Genomic DNA, 14,166 nt, shown 5'->3' with positions numbered 1-14,166 from the left:
ATATTTTTCCAGCATTAGACAAAGGTTACGACAAAACCATTTTTCCCGTTGGGTCGCGCGACGAGACCACACACACTCCGCTGGTAAGCGCCTGGGCCAGGCGGACCTGGTCAGTGCCGCTATCGGCATGTAACGACCGCACTTCGGCCCTTGTTACCGCATCGCGACGCGTTGCCCATTTGCCAGAGCGCGCGTCATCATGGCCGGGGTCGGGCCATGATGACGGGCGAGTTGTCGATTCGAGCGCTTCGCGCCGCTTCGGATCGATGGGTCAGTAGTGAATGACCGAGCGGATCGACTTGCCTTGACGCATCAGTGCGAAGGCCTCGTTGATCTCTTCCAAACCCATCGTGTGGGTTACGAATGGGGCCAGATCGATATCGCCTCTCATCGCGTCCTCGACCATGCCGGGGAGCTGTGTCCGTCCCTTGACGCCACCGAAAGCGGACCCCTTCCATACGCGGCCCGTGACGAGCTGGAACGGGCGGGTGGAGATTTCCTCGCCCGCGCCGGCAACGCCAATCACGATCGACTGACCCCAGCCACGGTGCGCTGATTCAAGCGCGGCGCGCATGACGTGGACGTTGCCGATGCACTCGAAGGTATGATCAATGCCCCAGCCCGTCATCTCGATCAGCACTTGCTGGATGGGTTTGTCATGGTCCTTGGGGTTGATGCACTCGGTCGCACCGAACTGGCGTGCCAGCTCGAACTTGGACGGATTGGTGTCGATGGCGATGATGCGACCCGCCTTCGCCTGGCGCGCACCCTGAATTGCCGCGAGGCCGATGCCGCCGAGGCCGAACACGGCGACCGAGTCTCCGGGCTGGACCTTGGCGGTATTGTGGACTGCGCCGATGCCGGTCGTGACGCCGCAGCCGAGCAGGCAGACATGTTCGGGGTTTGCCTCGGGATTGATCTTGGCGAGCGAGACTTCGGCGACGACAGTATATTCACTGAAGGTTGAACAACCCATGTAATGATAGAGGGGCTGACCATTGTACGAAAAGCGGGTGGTCCCATCGGGCATCAAGCCCTTACCCTGCGTTTCGCGGACAGCGACGCACAGGTTGGTCTTGCCCGACAGGCAGAAGTCGCACTTGCGGCACTCGGCGGTGTAGAGCGGAATCACGTGATCGCCCGGCCCGACGCTGGTGACGCCTTCACCGACCTCGACAACGATGCCCGCGCCCTCGTGGCCCAGAACCACCGGGAAAACACTCTCCGGATCACTCCCCGCCAGCGTGTACGCGTCGGTGTGGCACACACCGGTGTGCGTCACCCGTATGAGGACTTCGCCTTTCCGGGGTGGGGCGACATCGATCTCGACGATTTCGAGTGGCTTGCCCGCCTCGAAGGCTACAGCGGCGCGAGATTTCATGTTGGGATACCCTCGTTGACTTAAACTGATTGCTGGTGCGAGGCCGTTGCCTCAGCGCAAATCGTCGACACTCTCATACTGGTGGGGAGTATCTTTATCATACTCCCTGGCAGTATACAAGAGATGTCCTAACGAGGATCTCAAACCAGAGAAGGCAGCAGGGGCTGGCTTCTAGGTGCGGGAGAACACGGGCAAGAAAATGAGCCTGAAATTGTCATTTAAGATAAGTACGCAGAATCTTCATTACGCCCTCCACGCCGTCATCGTGATCGCCACCTGCGCCTCTGACGGCCCGATCTGCGCCCGCACCGAATGTTTCCCTGAGATGACTCTGCATCACTTCTGCCATCAGTCCATTTGTCGCACCACGCATGGCGACAATTTGCTGCAGCAGGGGAGCGCAATCGGCCCCCGCTTCGATCGCGCGTTCCAGAGCGTCCGCCTGACCCTTGATACGCCGCAAGCGTGTGATGGCTCGCTTCTTGTCCTCTGATGAATGTGGCATCGCGTTTTCCCGAGAAATCGCTCCAGCATACTATACAGGGGGGGAGTTTCAATCCTGCACAGAGCCGGGTGTTTTTCTAATCGGGCGAGGTTCCGGTCATGCTCTCAAGCCTGCGCCACGAGCAGCCTTGGCATGGGCGCCGAGGGTCCGATCCTCTGTCGGGGAAGGGGGGAGCGATCGCTCACTCCCCGGTATGCCGGTCAGACCGTAACGACGACCTTGCCGATCTGGTCGTTCGATTCGAGGAAGCGGTGAGCGTCCTGGATGGCGTCGAACGGGAAAGTGCGCGCGATCCGCGGCTTGAGCGCGCCCGATTCCAGACCCGCCACGATGAACGCCTTGGCGCGATCGAGGGCGGCATCGTCCGAGACGATCTCGCTGTAGAGATACCCCTTGAGCGTGAGGCTCTTGCCCAGCACGGAGAATAACGGGAACGGCGTCGGTTCGCCGCTGAGCGCGCCATATTCGAGCAGGATGCCGCCGCGTGCCATGCTCTCGGTCAGCGGCTCGAACGACGGGCCTCCGACCGGATCGAGCACCACGCGCGCACCCTGACCATTGGTTATCTCCATCACCCTCGCTACCAGATCCTCTTCCCCGGTCGCGACGACATAATGTGCACCGGCATCGATCAGGGCCTGGCGCTTGGCGCCGGTACGCGTCGTCGCGATTACCGTCGCGCCGACCAGGCGGTCTTGTAGTTGACTCCCAGGTGGCGCATCAGCTCCAGCGCGGCGAGGTTGGTCTTGGTCGCGGTCAGCAGGTGCAGGGCCAGCAGCCAGGTGCGCAGCGGCAGCTTGGTGCCCTCGAACATCGTGCCGGCGGTCAGCGTGGTCTGGTGCCGGCAGGCGCGGCACTGGTAGTAGACCGTCGTCCCGCGCCGAAACCGCGAGCGGGCCCGTCCAGTGCAGGCCGGGCAGCGGAAGCCTTGCGGCCAACGCCACTGGTACAGGGCACGGTAGCACTTGGCCTCGGTGCCGTAGCGGGCGATGAACTCGGCCATGGACAGGCCAGCCTGGAACTGCACGGAATTGATGCTCATGACGCCACCTCGTCGCCTTCAGGTGGCCGTATGCTCGGCGGTGGGCGACGCACATCCTGCGACTGGCGGCTGAGGGTCGGGGCTAATCAGGAATCGAATTCAAATATCAGATGATATACATTACCGTGGGAGTGACCTTTCGCTAGATCGATGACCTTGAACTTCCCCGACTGGAGGCCGTACATGTATTACAGCAGTGGCAATTACGAAGCCTTCGCCCGCCCGCGCAAGCCAGACGGGGTCGACGGCAAATCCGCATGGTTCGTCGGCTCCGGCCTGGCCTCGCTGGCCGGCGCCGCCTTCCTGATCCGCGATGGCCAGATGCCGGGCGAGCGCATCACCATCCTGGAACGCATCGACGTGCCGGGCGGCGCACTGGATGGACTTGAGAAGCCGGACAAGGGCTTCGTGATCCGCGGCGGCCGCGAGATGGAGAACCATTTCGAATGCCTGTGGGATCTGTTCCGCAGCATTCCCTCGCTGGAAGTCGAGGGGGCCAGCGTGCTCGACGAGTTCTACTGGCTGAACAAGGACGACCCCAATTTCTCCCTGCAGCGCGCCACCATCGAACAGGGCAAGCCTGCGCCCGACATGGGCAAGTTCACGCTCAGCAAGGCCGCGCAGAAGGACATGCTCAAGGTCTTCATGGCCACGCGCGAGGAGATGGAGAACAAGCGCATCAACGAGGTGTTCGGTGAGGACTTCCTCGCCAGCAACTTCTGGATGTACTGGCGCACCATGTTCGCGTTCGAAGAGTGGCATTCGGCGCTGGAAATGAAGCTCTATCTGCACCGCTTCATCCACCACATCGGCGGTCTGGCGGATTTTTCCGCGTTGAAGTTCACCCGCTTCAACCAGTACGAATCGCTGGTGCTGCCATTGGTGAAGTGGTTGAAGGACCAGGGCGTGGTGTTCCAGTACTGCACCGAGGTGACAGATGTCGATTTCGACATCGATGCCACCAACGGACGCAAGCAGGCCACGCGCATCCACTGGAACCGCGACGGCCAGCCCGGTGGCATGGCACTCGGCCCCGATGACCTGTTGTTCATGACCATCGGCTCGCTGGTGGAAAACAGCAACGAGGGCGACCACAAGACCGCGGCGCTGCTGGACGAAGGCCCGGCACCGGCTTGGGATCTGTGGCGGCGCATCGCGGCCAAGGATCCGTCGTTCGGGCGGCCCGACGTGTTCGGCACGCACATTCCGGAGACCAAATGGGAATCCGCCACCATCACCACGCTGGACGCGCGTATCCCGAAGTACATCGAGAAGATCGCCAAGCGCGACCCGTTCAGCGGCAAGGTGGTGACCGGCGGGATTGTCACCGTCAAGGATTCCAGCTGGCTGCTGAGCTGGACGGTGAACCGCCAGCCGCACTTCAAGAAGCAGCCCAAGGACCAGGTCGTGATCTGGCTCTATGGCCTGTTCGCGGACGTGCCGGGGGATTACGTCAAGAAGCCGATGCAGGACTGCACCGGCGAGGAAATCACCCAGGAATGGCTGTATCACATGGGTGTGCCGGTTGAGGACATCGCGGAGCTTGCAGCCACGGGAGCCAACACCGTGCCGGTGATGATGCCGTACATCACCGCCTTCTTCATGCCGCGTCAAGCCGGTGATCGCCCTGACGTGGTGCCAGCGGGCGCTGTGAACTTCGCATTCATCGGCCAGTTCGCGGAGTCGAAGCAACGCGACTGTATCTTCACCACCGAGTACTCGGTGCGCACGCCGATGGAAGCGGTCTACACGCTGTTGGGCATTGAACGCGGCGTGCCGGAAGTGTTCAATTCCACCTACGACATCCGCACCCTGCTGGATGCACTGCACCAGCTGCGCGATGGCGAAGAATTGGCGTTGCCGGGCCCGTCGTTCCTGCGCGACCGCGTGTTGGCCAGGCTCGACCGCACCGAGATCGGTGCATTGCTCCACGACGCCGGCCTGCTGGCCGGGGAGGACGCATGAACATGACACAGGACACCACAAAGACCGTCGCCTCGCCCTCCGGCCTGCAGCGGGTGACCGTGCTGGGCACTGGCGTGCTCGGCGCGCAGATCGCCTTCCAGTGCGCCTTTCACGGCAAGAGCGTCACGGCGTACGACATTGACGCAGCAGCGCTGGAGCGTGCCCGCGACGCCCTGACGCGATTGGCTCAGACATATGCCGCCGACCTGCCGGGGACGACGCCCGAGGCGACCACCAGGGTCGCGGCGGCCATCGCACTGAGCAGCGACCTTGCGCAGGCCGTGCGCGACGCGGACCTGGTAATTGAAGCGGTGCCGGAGAAGCTGGAACTCAAGCGCTCAGTCTATGCCGAACTCGCCAGGCTGGCGCGCGAAGGCACCATCTTCGCCACCAACTCCTCCACGCTGCTGCCCAGTGCATTCGCGGATGCGACGGGCCGGCCGGAGAAGTTCCTGGCGTTGCATTTCGCCAATCACATCTGGCGCCAGAACACAGCGGAAGTGATGGGTACGCCGCAGACCGATCCTGAGGTGTTCGAGCAGGTGGCGCGCTTCGCTGCGGAAATCGGCATGGAACCGATCCGACTGCACAAGGAGCAGCCGGGTTACGTGCTGAATTCGCTGCTGGTGCCGTTGCTCAACGCGGCCGCCGCCTTGTTGTTGAAAGGTGTGGCGAGTCCGGAGGACATCGACAAGACCTGGCGAATCGGGACCGGCGCCAAGCTGGGGCCGTTCCAGATCTACGACATTGTCGGCCTGCGCACGGCGTACAACATCGCAAGCGCAAATCCCGCAACGCAGGGCTGGGCCGAATATCTCAAGGTGAACTACATCGACAAGGGTCGCCTGGGCGCCGGTGCGGGGGGTGGCTTCTACGATGATTGACGCCATGTCCGCCGCCCGTGCGTGCTCCGTCGGGAACGGTCACCGTACGCTGACGGCGTCCTGTGCAAGGCGGTGGCATACTGCCGCCCCGTCGCGCCGGAGCCGGCCGTGAGCCAAGCCCAACGCCACGCACGTCCGCTCAACCGCAGTGAATCGCAGGCCCGCACGCGCGCGGCGCTGCTGGATGCCGCCGAGGCGCTGATCGTGGAGCACTCGATCCCGGCGCTGTCGCTGCGCGCCGTCTGCACGCGTGCCGGCTATACGCAGGGGGCCTTCTACTCCAACTTCGCCGATCGCGAGGAGCTGCTGCTGGAGGTGATGGAGCGCAACCTCGAACAGAAGGCCGCCAGCCTGGAGCAGATGCTGGCGACCTGCGGCGACGCAGGTCTCGACGGCACCCTGGCGTGCATCCTGGATTGGTGCTGTCATCTGTGGACGGCCCCTGCACTGCAAGGGTGAATCTGGTTTGAAGTGACGATCTGGGTGGTGCGGTCATCTGTCCGGCCTGTTGGCGCGGCGTCGACGGCCGCTGGCCCTGATGGAGTCCGCTGGGCCAGGTCCCAATCAGGTTATCGAGCTAAAGGCTCCGACAGCACCTCGGGTTTTCCTGGCCTGCGGCCGCTATCTGATCATCATCATCCCATATGCACCCTTCCAGTTCGGAGCTGCGAACCCGTGACCCGCAGCAATCTCGGTTAAACCTTAGCGATAGGTCTGTAGGTCTCGCCTCGCGCCATTACCGCCCACGCAATCCGGGCGGTCTTATTGGCCATGGCTACGGTCACGACGCGGGATGGCCGACGCTCCAGTAACGCCTGGACCCAGCCAGCTGATGGCGTCACACCGGTTCGAGCACGCCGGATCACCGACGTAGCCCCGACCACGAGGAGCTTGCGCAGATAGCCATCTCCCTTCTTGGAGATTTGGCCCAACCGCTCCTTGCCACCAGATGAGTTTTGTCGAGGAACCAGTCCCAGGAAGGCAGCGAACTCACGACCGGATTTGAACAGTTTTGGATCGCTGATGCTGGCCGCCAGAGCGGTTGAAGTGATAATCCCGACTCCAGGAATGGTGGCCAGACGCTGGCTTGTCTCGTTCTCGCGATGCCAAGCCAGCAGTCGCCGCTCAAGCGTGCGTATTTGTACGGCCAGGGCATCAAGCTGGGCACCGAGCATCTGCATTGTCAGCACCGCCGCTTGCGGAAGCGTCGAAGGATGTGTCTCTCGCACCAACTGCAGGAGATCAGTGATCCGTCGCGCGCCCTGCGGGACGACGAGGCCGAACTCTGCGCAATGGCTACGGATGGCCCGGATCAGCGTGGTCTTCTGTCGAACCAGCAACTCCCTGGTCCGATGCAAGGTCAGGATCGCTTGACGCTCAGCGCTCTTGACCGGCACGAACCTCATCGTCGGACGCGTCACAGCCTCGCAGATCGCTTCAGCGTCAGCCGCATCGTTTTTCTGGCGGCGAAGGTAGGCCTTTACATAACTCGGCGGCATCAACCGAACCTCGTGGCCCAAGGCAGAGAGTTCACGGGCCCAATAATGGGCGGTGGCGCACGCTTCCATGCCGATCAGGCACGGGGGTAAATCTCTAAAGAACCTCATAAGTTCGGCACGCCGCAACTTCCGACGGACAGTGACCTGTCCTTCACTGCTGACGCCGTGATGACGTGCCTCTGAGTTTTCATCCAGCGGCGACCGCTGCGCGGCTCGGCCTGTTGCGGTCAGGCTGGCAGCAAATGCCTCCGGGGTGAGGTAGCCGATAGACGAGTGCGGCCGGCGGGTATTGTAGTCCAGCGCCCAGGCAGCGACCTTCTGGCGGGCGTGATCCAGACTAAAGAACAGGCTCTCGTTGAGCAGTTCGTCGCGCATCCGGCCGTTGAAGGATTCCACAAACCCGTTCTGGGTCGGCTTGCCGGGCGCGATGTAGTGCCAGTCGACGCCATGATCCTGCGCCCAGGCCAGGATGGCCGTGGACGTGAATTCCGTGCCGTTGTCGCTGACGATCATGGCGGGACGGCCCCGTCGAGCGATCAGCGCTGTCAGCTCGCGCGCGACGCGGCGTCCCGAGATCGAGGTGTCGGGGATCGCCGCCAGGCACTCGCGGGTGACGTCATCGACCACGTTGAAAATGCGGAAGCGGCGGCCTGTGGCGAACTGATCGTGCACAAAGTCCAGCGACCAGCGGGCGTTCGGCCTGGCCTCGATCAGGATCGGCGCCCGCGTGCCGATGGCTCGACGACGGGAGCGGCGCTTGCGCACCGTCAGACCTTCCTCGCGGTAGAGCCGGTAGATCCGGTTCTTGCCCGAAGGCTCGCCTTCACGTCGCAGCAGCACGAACAGCCGGCGATAGCCGAACCGTCGCCGCTCGACAGCCAGGGCGCGCAGCCGCTCCCGCAGCGCCGTGTCTGGCGGGCGGCAAGAGCGATAGCGCACCGATTTGCGGTCGGCCTTGATGATGGAGCAGGCCCGCCGCTCGCTGACGCCGAACGTCGCCTTCACATGGGCGACGGCTTGGCGCATCGCCGCGGGCCCTACCACTTTTTTGAGAGCAGATCGTTCAGCGCCGCCTTGTCGAGCATGGCGTCGGCCAGCAGGCGCTTCAGCTTTCCGTTCTCATCTTCCAGGGCGCGCAGGCGCTGGGCGTCCGACACGCTCATCCCGCCGAACTTGGCTTTCCAGGCGTAGATCGTGCCCTCCGACACGCCGTGCTTGCGCGCCAGCTCGCCCGCTTTGGCGCCAGCCTCGTTCTCCCGCAGGATCCCGATGATCTGCTCTTCCGTAAATCTCGCTCGTTTCATTCCGTCCGTCCTTTCAAGGGCCGGACTCTAGCTCCGCGTGGAGGAAATTCTCAGGGGCACGTCAGCGTTGAAGGGTGTGGTGATCGCCAATCTGTGGTTTGATGACTGCGCGCGCATCTGCCCAAGCCGAAAGTGCATGCTCAATGGAAATTCGCCTCCTCAAGATGTCGAGCAGACTGAACGCAGGCGTTTTTCTCAGCTGTGCGGTCTTGTCGGGATGCGTCACGTCCCCGACCCCCGTGACGTCGGACGGCTCTCGGACGGTGAAGCCGCCCCTCGCGTCGTCCGGGCCCAACACCGCGCCCTCGCCCTTGAAAGCGGGCGGGGCCTCCGACGACTTCGAGGTTTTAAGGACAGCTTCGGTCGCTGCGTTGAGCCCTAATCAGGGGGTTGAGGAGCGACACCGTGGCAAGCGCATCCGTTGGGCAGGCGCGGTCGAGCGGATCGCCGCAATCGATCAGGGCGTGTGCTTGACCATACTTTATGCTCGCAGCGGTGAGGATGGCGAGCCACTCTGGACCAACACGCCAACCTATCAACACTTCGAAGCCTGCGCCGCGGGCGCGTACGACCCGAGGCTGGTTCATGAGCTGACCAATGTCACGATCATCGGTCGCATCTCGGGCACGACCTACATAGGTTCCGGCGGCGGAGGCAGGACGGGTCCCGTCGTCCAGATCGAAAACCTGTTCCGCTGGTCGGACTGCCTTTCGGGCGACGACAGCCCCGAGTGCAAATACGGTTTTCTAAGCCCGCAAACCGATATCATCGACTGAGGGGTGGGCGAGGTTGCGGCGTTTCGAGGTCGGCAGAATGCCCATGCAGCCCGGCCGGCCCCGCTGCGCAAAGCTCGGTTCTAACTTCCGGCAACGAAAGATGCGTCTGTGTTCAGCCTTGTTATGATCGCCTTTGTCGTCGGAGCGCTTGGGGGAGTCGCGATCGCCCGCGCTCGCACCGCCCGCTTTCGCAGGCGTGCATTGATAGGCTGGTGCTGCCTGCCCTTGGCCTTTGCAGCGGTTATCGTGGCCTACCTTGGACTAAAATCTGGAGAGGCTTTCGCGACATGGCCGTTGCTTTGGGTTGGCATGCTGATCGGTGTCCCTAGCGTACTCTTCGCGCTAGGGGCCGGGCTGGGGTTTTGGGGTGGTCGACGGGCGCAGTCAGGCAGAGACGGCTAAGGGTGGATTGCTTGCTAACAAAAAGCCCAGGCCCACAGAAAGTCTGCTTCCAGGTAGAGAGGAAATGCCCGCTTCTGGCGCATTTCCGACCTGCCAGTAACGAGAGGAGAGGGCGCTTTGCGCCTAAGGCGGCATTCGCGGAAGCTGAACTGCGGGTAGCTGTCCGCCTCACTCCGTTGGAGACGCCATCCTGATCGCGTTTGACGTGACCCCCGTTTCTCATCCAGCCATAACGAGAGTCCTTTGGTGATTGATCCGCCCCCGTTTTCTGGAGCACCCGAGGCTAGAGTTTTCCGGCCCGAGTCAGGGTGACAGGCTGGCTATGTCACCCGGATTCATCAGCGTGATCGGCGTCTTGTTGCCAATGGCCCCATGGGGCCGATCCTCGTTGTAGTATCTACGCCAAGGCGCGCGTCGGGCGCCCATAGGTCGCGCCATGGGACTGCTTCCTCCGGCAAAGAAATTCGCCGAAGTGGCGGTATCTATCGAGAAGGGGCTTCGTCGATCAGATCGAGGAGTGACTTCAAACGCTCTCGCAGCGCCGGCACGTGAACGCCCGACAAGGCTGACCTTCGTCCTGAGAGGGCCAAAACGGTTTCGAAGACGGCATCCGAGGCGCGGATGAGGGACACGAGGTTTTCTCCGCTCGGACCGTTGCGGCCCTCGAACCAGTTGCGGACCGCGCGTTCATTGGCGCGCGTGATCCGTCCGACCTCTTTCCGTGCCGAGGGCGTCGCCCCCCACTCGCGCCGCATGGCCGCGGCGATCTGCTGCGAGAAGCTCTCCATCCTACGCCTCTTCCGTGTGAAAAGTTTTTCCTGTTTTGGACTGAAGTTTTCAGTCCAATTTCTGAAACGACTTTCACGTCGGAGGGTGCTTACGGTGTCGGTCTAACCGTGCCGCCAAGGCGGCGAACGACCGGCAGGGCGATGCAGCGACCGAGGGACCAGTGCGGAGGTGAATGCGGGACGCTGGTGCGTGCGGCTCAGTACGTGCGCATGTCGACCGAGCATCAAAAATACTCCACCGAGAACCAATCGGAAGCGCTTGCGGCCTACGCCGCACGGCGGGGATTTGAAATCGTCAAAACCTATGCCGACGCGGGGAAAAGCGGCCTGAAGCTGGATGGACGCGCCGCGCTGCAAGGCTTGATCGCCGACGTGCGCCGCGGCGTCGCCGACTTCGACGCCATCCTCGTCTACGACGTCAGCCGGTGGGGCCGGTTTCAAGACGCCGACGAGAGCGCCTACTACGAGTTCATCTGCCGCGAGGCCGGCATCGCGGTGCACTATTGCGCAGAGCAGTTCGAGAACGACGGCAGTCTCAGCGCCACCATCATCAAGAGCATGAAACGCGCGATGGCCGGTGAGTATAGCCGCGAGCTGTCGACCAAGGTGTTCGCCGGCCAGTGCCGGTTGATCACCCTCGGCTTCCGTCAAGGCGGACCGGCTGGGTTTGGATTGCGCCGCCAGCTGGTCGATGAGCTCTGCCATCCCAAGGGGGAGCTGGCGCGCGGCGAGCAGAAGAGCCTGCAAACGGATCGCGTGGTCCTAACGCCTGGACCGCCGCAGGAGGTGGAGGTGGTCCGCCGCCTCTATCGGCTATTTGTCCTTCAGCGACGCTCGGAAAGCGAGATCGCCGCCCTGCTCAACGCCGAAGGCGTGATGACCGATCTCGGGCGACCGTGGACGCGATCGACGGTCCACCAGGTGCTGACCAATGAAAAATACATCGGCAACAACGTTTACAATCGACGCTCCTTCAAGCTGAAGGCCAAACGGGTTTTGAACACGCCCGATATGTGGGTGCGCAAGGACGGCGCTTTCGAAGGCATCGTCGAGCCCGACTTCTTCGAAGCGGCGCAGAGAATCATTCAGGACCGCAGTCGGCGCTTCTCCGACGAGGAACTGCTCGGCCAGCTGTCGGCGCTCCTGGAGCAGAAGGGCTGGTTGTCGGGATTGGTCATCGACGAAGTCGAAGACATGGCGTCGAGTTCGACCTTTCGTCAGCGCTTCGGCAGCTTGGTGCGCGCCTACGCCCTGATCGGCTACGCGCCGGCGAAGGATTTCCGCTACATCGAAACCAATCGCGCGCTGCGCCGCCTCCACCCGGATATCGTGGCCCAAGTGATCGACGGGGTGGCGCAGGCCGGCGGAACGGCGGCGCGTGACGAGACCACCGACATGATCACCGTCAACGCCGAGTTCACCGCCTCCATCGTGCTCGCTCGGTGTTGCGAAACCGCCGGCGGGGCGCTGCGATGGAAAATTCGGCTGGATCAAGGGCTGCGACCGGACATCACCATCGCCGTCCGGATGCAGGCCGGCAACGAGCAAATCCGCGACTACTATCTTCTGCCCTGGATCGAGGGCGGCGCCGATCCCAGCCTCAAACTGTCGCCGGAAAACGGAGTGCGGTTCGACGCCTTTCGTTTCGACGACTTGGACGCCTTTTACGACCTCACACGACGGACGGAGCTGCGGGCGGCATGAGTGATATTCCCGAAATCCTGATGATTCCGGTGAACGCCATCACCGTTCTCAATCCTCGAGCGCGCAACAAACGCGTGTTCCAAGAACTCGTGACCAGCATCGAGCGGTTGGGTTTGAAGAAGCCGATCACGGTCAGCCAGCGGCCTGGACGATCCCGTTATGATCTCGTCTGCGGGCAGGGAAGGTTGGAGGCCTTCATGGCGCTTGGCCAGGAGTCGATACCCGCTGTGGTGATCGACGCCGCCGAAGACGATTGTTTCGTCATGAGCCTGGTCGAGAACTTGGCTCGCCGACAGCACACGCCGCTGGAATTGGTGCGCGCCATCGGCGCCCTGCGCGAGCGCGGCTACAGCCATGGGGAGATTGCGGCCAAGGTCGGTTTCAGCCGCGAATATATCTACGCGATCTGTTTCCTGCTGGAGAACGGAGAGGAAAAACTGATCTCTGCGGTGGAGCGCGGGGTCATTCCGCACACCATCGCCATGGAGATCGCCCAAGCTAAAGAAGGCGATGTGCAGCAGGCCCTCGCCCAGGCCTACGAAGACAAGGCGATCCCTGGAAATCAGGTTTTGGCGATCCGCCGCATCATCGAACAACGCAACACCAGCGGGAAAGGCATGAACCCGCGCAGCCGCGGCGCTCGTCCGGCGAAGCCGGCCACGCCGGAATCGCTGATCAGGGCTTTGCAGCGTGAGACGGAACGCCAAACAGCGTTTGTCCGGCGGGCGGGATTGACCCAGTCGCGTCTCGACTTCGTCGTCAGCGCCCTTCAACACCTCCTGGCCAATGACCTGTTCGTCGCCCTCCTGCGGGCGGAAGGCTTCAACACCCTGCCGACCGCCTTGGCGGCGCGCATTGGACGGGAGCGTCTCTAGATGGAGCCGGTCCGGATCGCCTTTGAGACGCGGGTTAGGGTGCTGTCTTTGGAAAAGCTCCTGCCGTCCAAGATCTTGGCGTCAACGATCATGGAGTCGACCAAATACAAACGGATCGCCGCGTCCGTCGCGGAGGTCGGGGTGGTGGAGCCATTGGTGGTGGCTCAGGCGGGCGCCGACGGCCTCTATACCCTGCTCGACGGCCATGTTCGCTTGAGCGTGTTGAAGGCCAGGGGAGAAGCAGCTGCACAGTGCGTGGTGGCTGCGGACGACGAAGCCTTCACCTACAACAAGCGGGTCAATCGCCTCGCCCCGATCCAGGAGCACTATATGATCGTCCGCGCGATCGACCGCGGCGTCTCCATGCAAAAATTGGCGCGGGCGCTGAACGTCGATGTGGCGGCGATCCGCCAGCGGCGACAGCTGCTGAACGGCATCCATGCCGACGTGGCGGAGTTGTTGAAGGACAAGCCTGTGGGGATCAACGCCTTCCAGAAGTTGCGGAAAATGAAGCCGATCCGCCAGCTGGAGGTCGCGGAACTGATGGTGTCGGCGAACAATTACAGCGCCAACTACGCCAAGGCCCTTTTGGTCACGACCCGTCCCGCCGACCTAGTCAAACCCAAAGCCGACAAGAAAGGCGCCGGCGCGGATCATGCCGAGCGAGAGCGTCTGGTGCGTGAGTTGGCGGTGGTGACCCATGACTATAAGGCGCTGGAGGTCTCTTACGGCGACGACGCCTTGTTGCTGGTGATTGCAGCGGGCTTCCTGGAGCGTCTGCTGTCTCGGCGGCCCATCGAACAGTTCTTGGCGAGCGGGCATCTCGAGGTGTTGGAAACCTTTCGGGGCGTCATCGCCGCCGTTTCACTTGAGGCGCCGCCGGCGGCGGCCTGAGCGCCGGGATCAGGGGACCGGGACCCTTCAAGCGCCGGGACCATCGGAGACGCCGTCGTGTGGGGCGGATCGAGGATGGCGGCGGGGATGGCGGCGAACCCGTTCGGAGCCCGCTAGACCGATCGCGATCAGGTCGGTTGTCGATGA

General features: G+C 62.8%; 12 protein-coding genes and 3 pseudogenes. 7 read left to right on the top strand and 8 right to left on the bottom strand.

The features are described 5' to 3' along the window. Window positions 1-271 precede the first annotated feature (271 nt). From HX774_RS01970 to HX774_RS01955, 4 genes and pseudogenes are all read right to left on the bottom strand, one after another. Window positions 272-1,381 carry an S-(hydroxymethyl)glutathione dehydrogenase/class III alcohol dehydrogenase gene (locus HX774_RS01970; protein WP_178823778.1) on the bottom strand — a complete coding sequence of 370 codons (1,110 nt, stop codon included), beginning with the start codon at window positions 1,379-1,381 and terminating at the stop codon, window positions 272-274. 214 nt (window positions 1,382-1,595) lie between these two features. Continuing rightward, complete coding sequence (locus HX774_RS01965; RefSeq protein WP_178823777.1) at window positions 1,596-1,886, bottom strand: metal-sensing transcriptional repressor; 291 nt, start codon at window positions 1,884-1,886, stop codon at window positions 1,596-1,598. Between the two features lie 200 nt (window positions 1,887-2,086). Beyond that, on the bottom strand, window positions 2,087-2,518 hold the full coding sequence (locus tag HX774_RS01960; RefSeq protein WP_370523276.1) for a zinc-binding dehydrogenase: 432 nt from the start codon (window positions 2,516-2,518) through the stop codon (window positions 2,087-2,089). Between the two features lie 53 nt (window positions 2,519-2,571). Next, window positions 2,572-2,928, bottom strand: a pseudogene (locus HX774_RS01955) (transposase); the annotation flags it as partial. A gap of 183 nt (window positions 2,929-3,111) precedes the next feature. Here HX774_RS01955 and HX774_RS01950 point away from each other — a divergent pair. The 3 genes from HX774_RS01950 (at window position 3,112) to HX774_RS01940 (ending at window position 6,236) form a co-directional block, all read left to right on the top strand. Next, window positions 3,112-4,893, top strand: coding sequence for an oleate hydratase (locus HX774_RS01950; protein ID WP_087141877.1), 1,782 nt, complete (start codon window positions 3,112-3,114; stop codon window positions 4,891-4,893). Beyond that, window positions 4,890-5,777, top strand: coding sequence for a 3-hydroxyacyl-CoA dehydrogenase (locus HX774_RS01945; RefSeq protein WP_016448220.1), 888 nt, complete (start codon window positions 4,890-4,892; stop codon window positions 5,775-5,777). The genes HX774_RS01950 and HX774_RS01945 overlap by 4 nt, the downstream gene beginning before the upstream one ends. Window positions 5,778-5,885: 108 nt before the next feature. Beyond that, window positions 5,886-6,236 carry a TetR/AcrR family transcriptional regulator gene (locus HX774_RS01940; protein ID WP_178823774.1) on the top strand — a complete coding sequence of 117 codons (351 nt, stop codon included), beginning with the start codon at window positions 5,886-5,888 and terminating at the stop codon, window positions 6,234-6,236. A 236-nt stretch (window positions 6,237-6,472) separates the two neighbouring features. On the opposite strand, the gene HX774_RS01935 is transcribed toward HX774_RS01940, so the two are convergent. Both HX774_RS01935 and HX774_RS01930 read right to left on the bottom strand, forming a co-directional pair. After that, window positions 6,473-7,471 carry an IS110 family transposase gene (locus tag HX774_RS01935; RefSeq protein WP_178823837.1) on the bottom strand — a complete coding sequence of 333 codons (999 nt, stop codon included), beginning with the start codon at window positions 7,469-7,471 and terminating at the stop codon, window positions 6,473-6,475. 12 nt (window positions 7,472-7,483) lie between these two features. After that, window positions 7,484-8,580 (bottom strand): annotated as a pseudogene (locus tag HX774_RS01930) (IS3 family transposase); the annotation flags it as partial. A 263-nt stretch (window positions 8,581-8,843) separates the two neighbouring features. Here HX774_RS01930 and HX774_RS01925 point away from each other — a divergent pair. Next, window positions 8,844-9,356 (top strand): Slp family lipoprotein, encoded by a 513-nt coding sequence (locus HX774_RS01925; protein WP_178823772.1) that lies wholly within the window; start codon window positions 8,844-8,846, stop codon window positions 9,354-9,356. A gap of 705 nt (window positions 9,357-10,061) precedes the next feature. Here the strand turns inward: HX774_RS01925 and HX774_RS01920 are convergent. Continuing rightward, window positions 10,062-10,163 (bottom strand): annotated as a pseudogene (locus HX774_RS01920) (integrase core domain-containing protein); the annotation flags it as partial. 77 nt (window positions 10,164-10,240) lie between these two features. Further along, a complete protein-coding gene (locus tag HX774_RS01915) occupies window positions 10,241-10,546 on the bottom strand; it encodes a hypothetical protein (RefSeq protein WP_255499897.1) in 306 nt (101 codons plus the stop codon). A 141-nt stretch (window positions 10,547-10,687) separates the two neighbouring features. Here HX774_RS01915 and HX774_RS01910 point away from each other — a divergent pair, with 141 nt between their 5' ends. Genes HX774_RS01910 through HX774_RS01900 form a run of 3 tightly spaced genes read left to right on the top strand, consistent with a single transcriptional unit; the run spans window position 10,688 to window position 14,019 of the window. Further along, a complete protein-coding gene (locus HX774_RS01910; protein WP_178823770.1) occupies window positions 10,688-12,250 on the top strand; it encodes a recombinase family protein in 1,563 nt (520 codons plus the stop codon). Next, on the top strand, window positions 12,247-13,125 hold the full coding sequence (locus HX774_RS01905; protein ID WP_178823768.1) for a plasmid partitioning protein RepB C-terminal domain-containing protein: 879 nt from the start codon (window positions 12,247-12,249) through the stop codon (window positions 13,123-13,125). The genes HX774_RS01910 and HX774_RS01905 overlap by 4 nt, the downstream gene beginning before the upstream one ends. Beyond that, the gene (locus HX774_RS01900; RefSeq protein ID WP_178823766.1) at window positions 13,126-14,019 is read left to right on the top strand and encodes a plasmid partitioning protein RepB C-terminal domain-containing protein; all 894 of its coding nucleotides are present in this window, start codon (window positions 13,126-13,128) and stop codon (window positions 14,017-14,019) included. The last annotated feature ends 147 nt before the right edge of the window (window positions 14,020-14,166 follow it).

Source organism: Brevundimonas sp. P7753, from assembly GCF_013386595.1.
GTDB classification, from domain to species: domain Bacteria; phylum Pseudomonadota; class Alphaproteobacteria; order Caulobacterales; family Caulobacteraceae; genus Brevundimonas; species Brevundimonas bullata.
This window is presented reverse-complemented; position numbering and strand designations above follow the sequence as displayed.

Excerpts from the sequence above, each read along its gene's own strand:
- HX774_RS01950 (WP_087141877.1), top strand. The coding sequence starts at position 3,112 with ATGTATTACAGCAGTGGCAATTACGAAGCCTTCGCCCGCCCGCGCAAG.
- HX774_RS01915 (WP_255499897.1), bottom strand. The coding sequence starts at position 10,546 with ATGGAGAGCTTCTCGCAGCAGATCGCCGCGGCCATGCGGCGCGAGTGG.
- HX774_RS01970 (WP_178823778.1), bottom strand. The coding sequence starts at position 1,381 with ATGAAATCTCGCGCCGCTGTAGCCTTCGAGGCGGGCAAGCCACTCGAA.
- HX774_RS01910 (WP_178823770.1), top strand. The coding sequence starts at position 10,688 with ATGCAGCGACCGAGGGACCAGTGCGGAGGTGAATGCGGGACGCTGGTG.
- HX774_RS01965 (WP_178823777.1), bottom strand. The coding sequence starts at position 1,886 with ATGCCACATTCATCAGAGGACAAGAAGCGAGCCATCACACGCTTGCGG.
- HX774_RS01900 (WP_178823766.1), top strand. The coding sequence starts at position 13,126 with ATGGAGCCGGTCCGGATCGCCTTTGAGACGCGGGTTAGGGTGCTGTCT.
- HX774_RS01945 (WP_016448220.1), top strand. The coding sequence starts at position 4,890 with ATGAACATGACACAGGACACCACAAAGACCGTCGCCTCGCCCTCCGGC.
- HX774_RS01905 (WP_178823768.1), top strand. The coding sequence starts at position 12,247 with ATGAGTGATATTCCCGAAATCCTGATGATTCCGGTGAACGCCATCACC.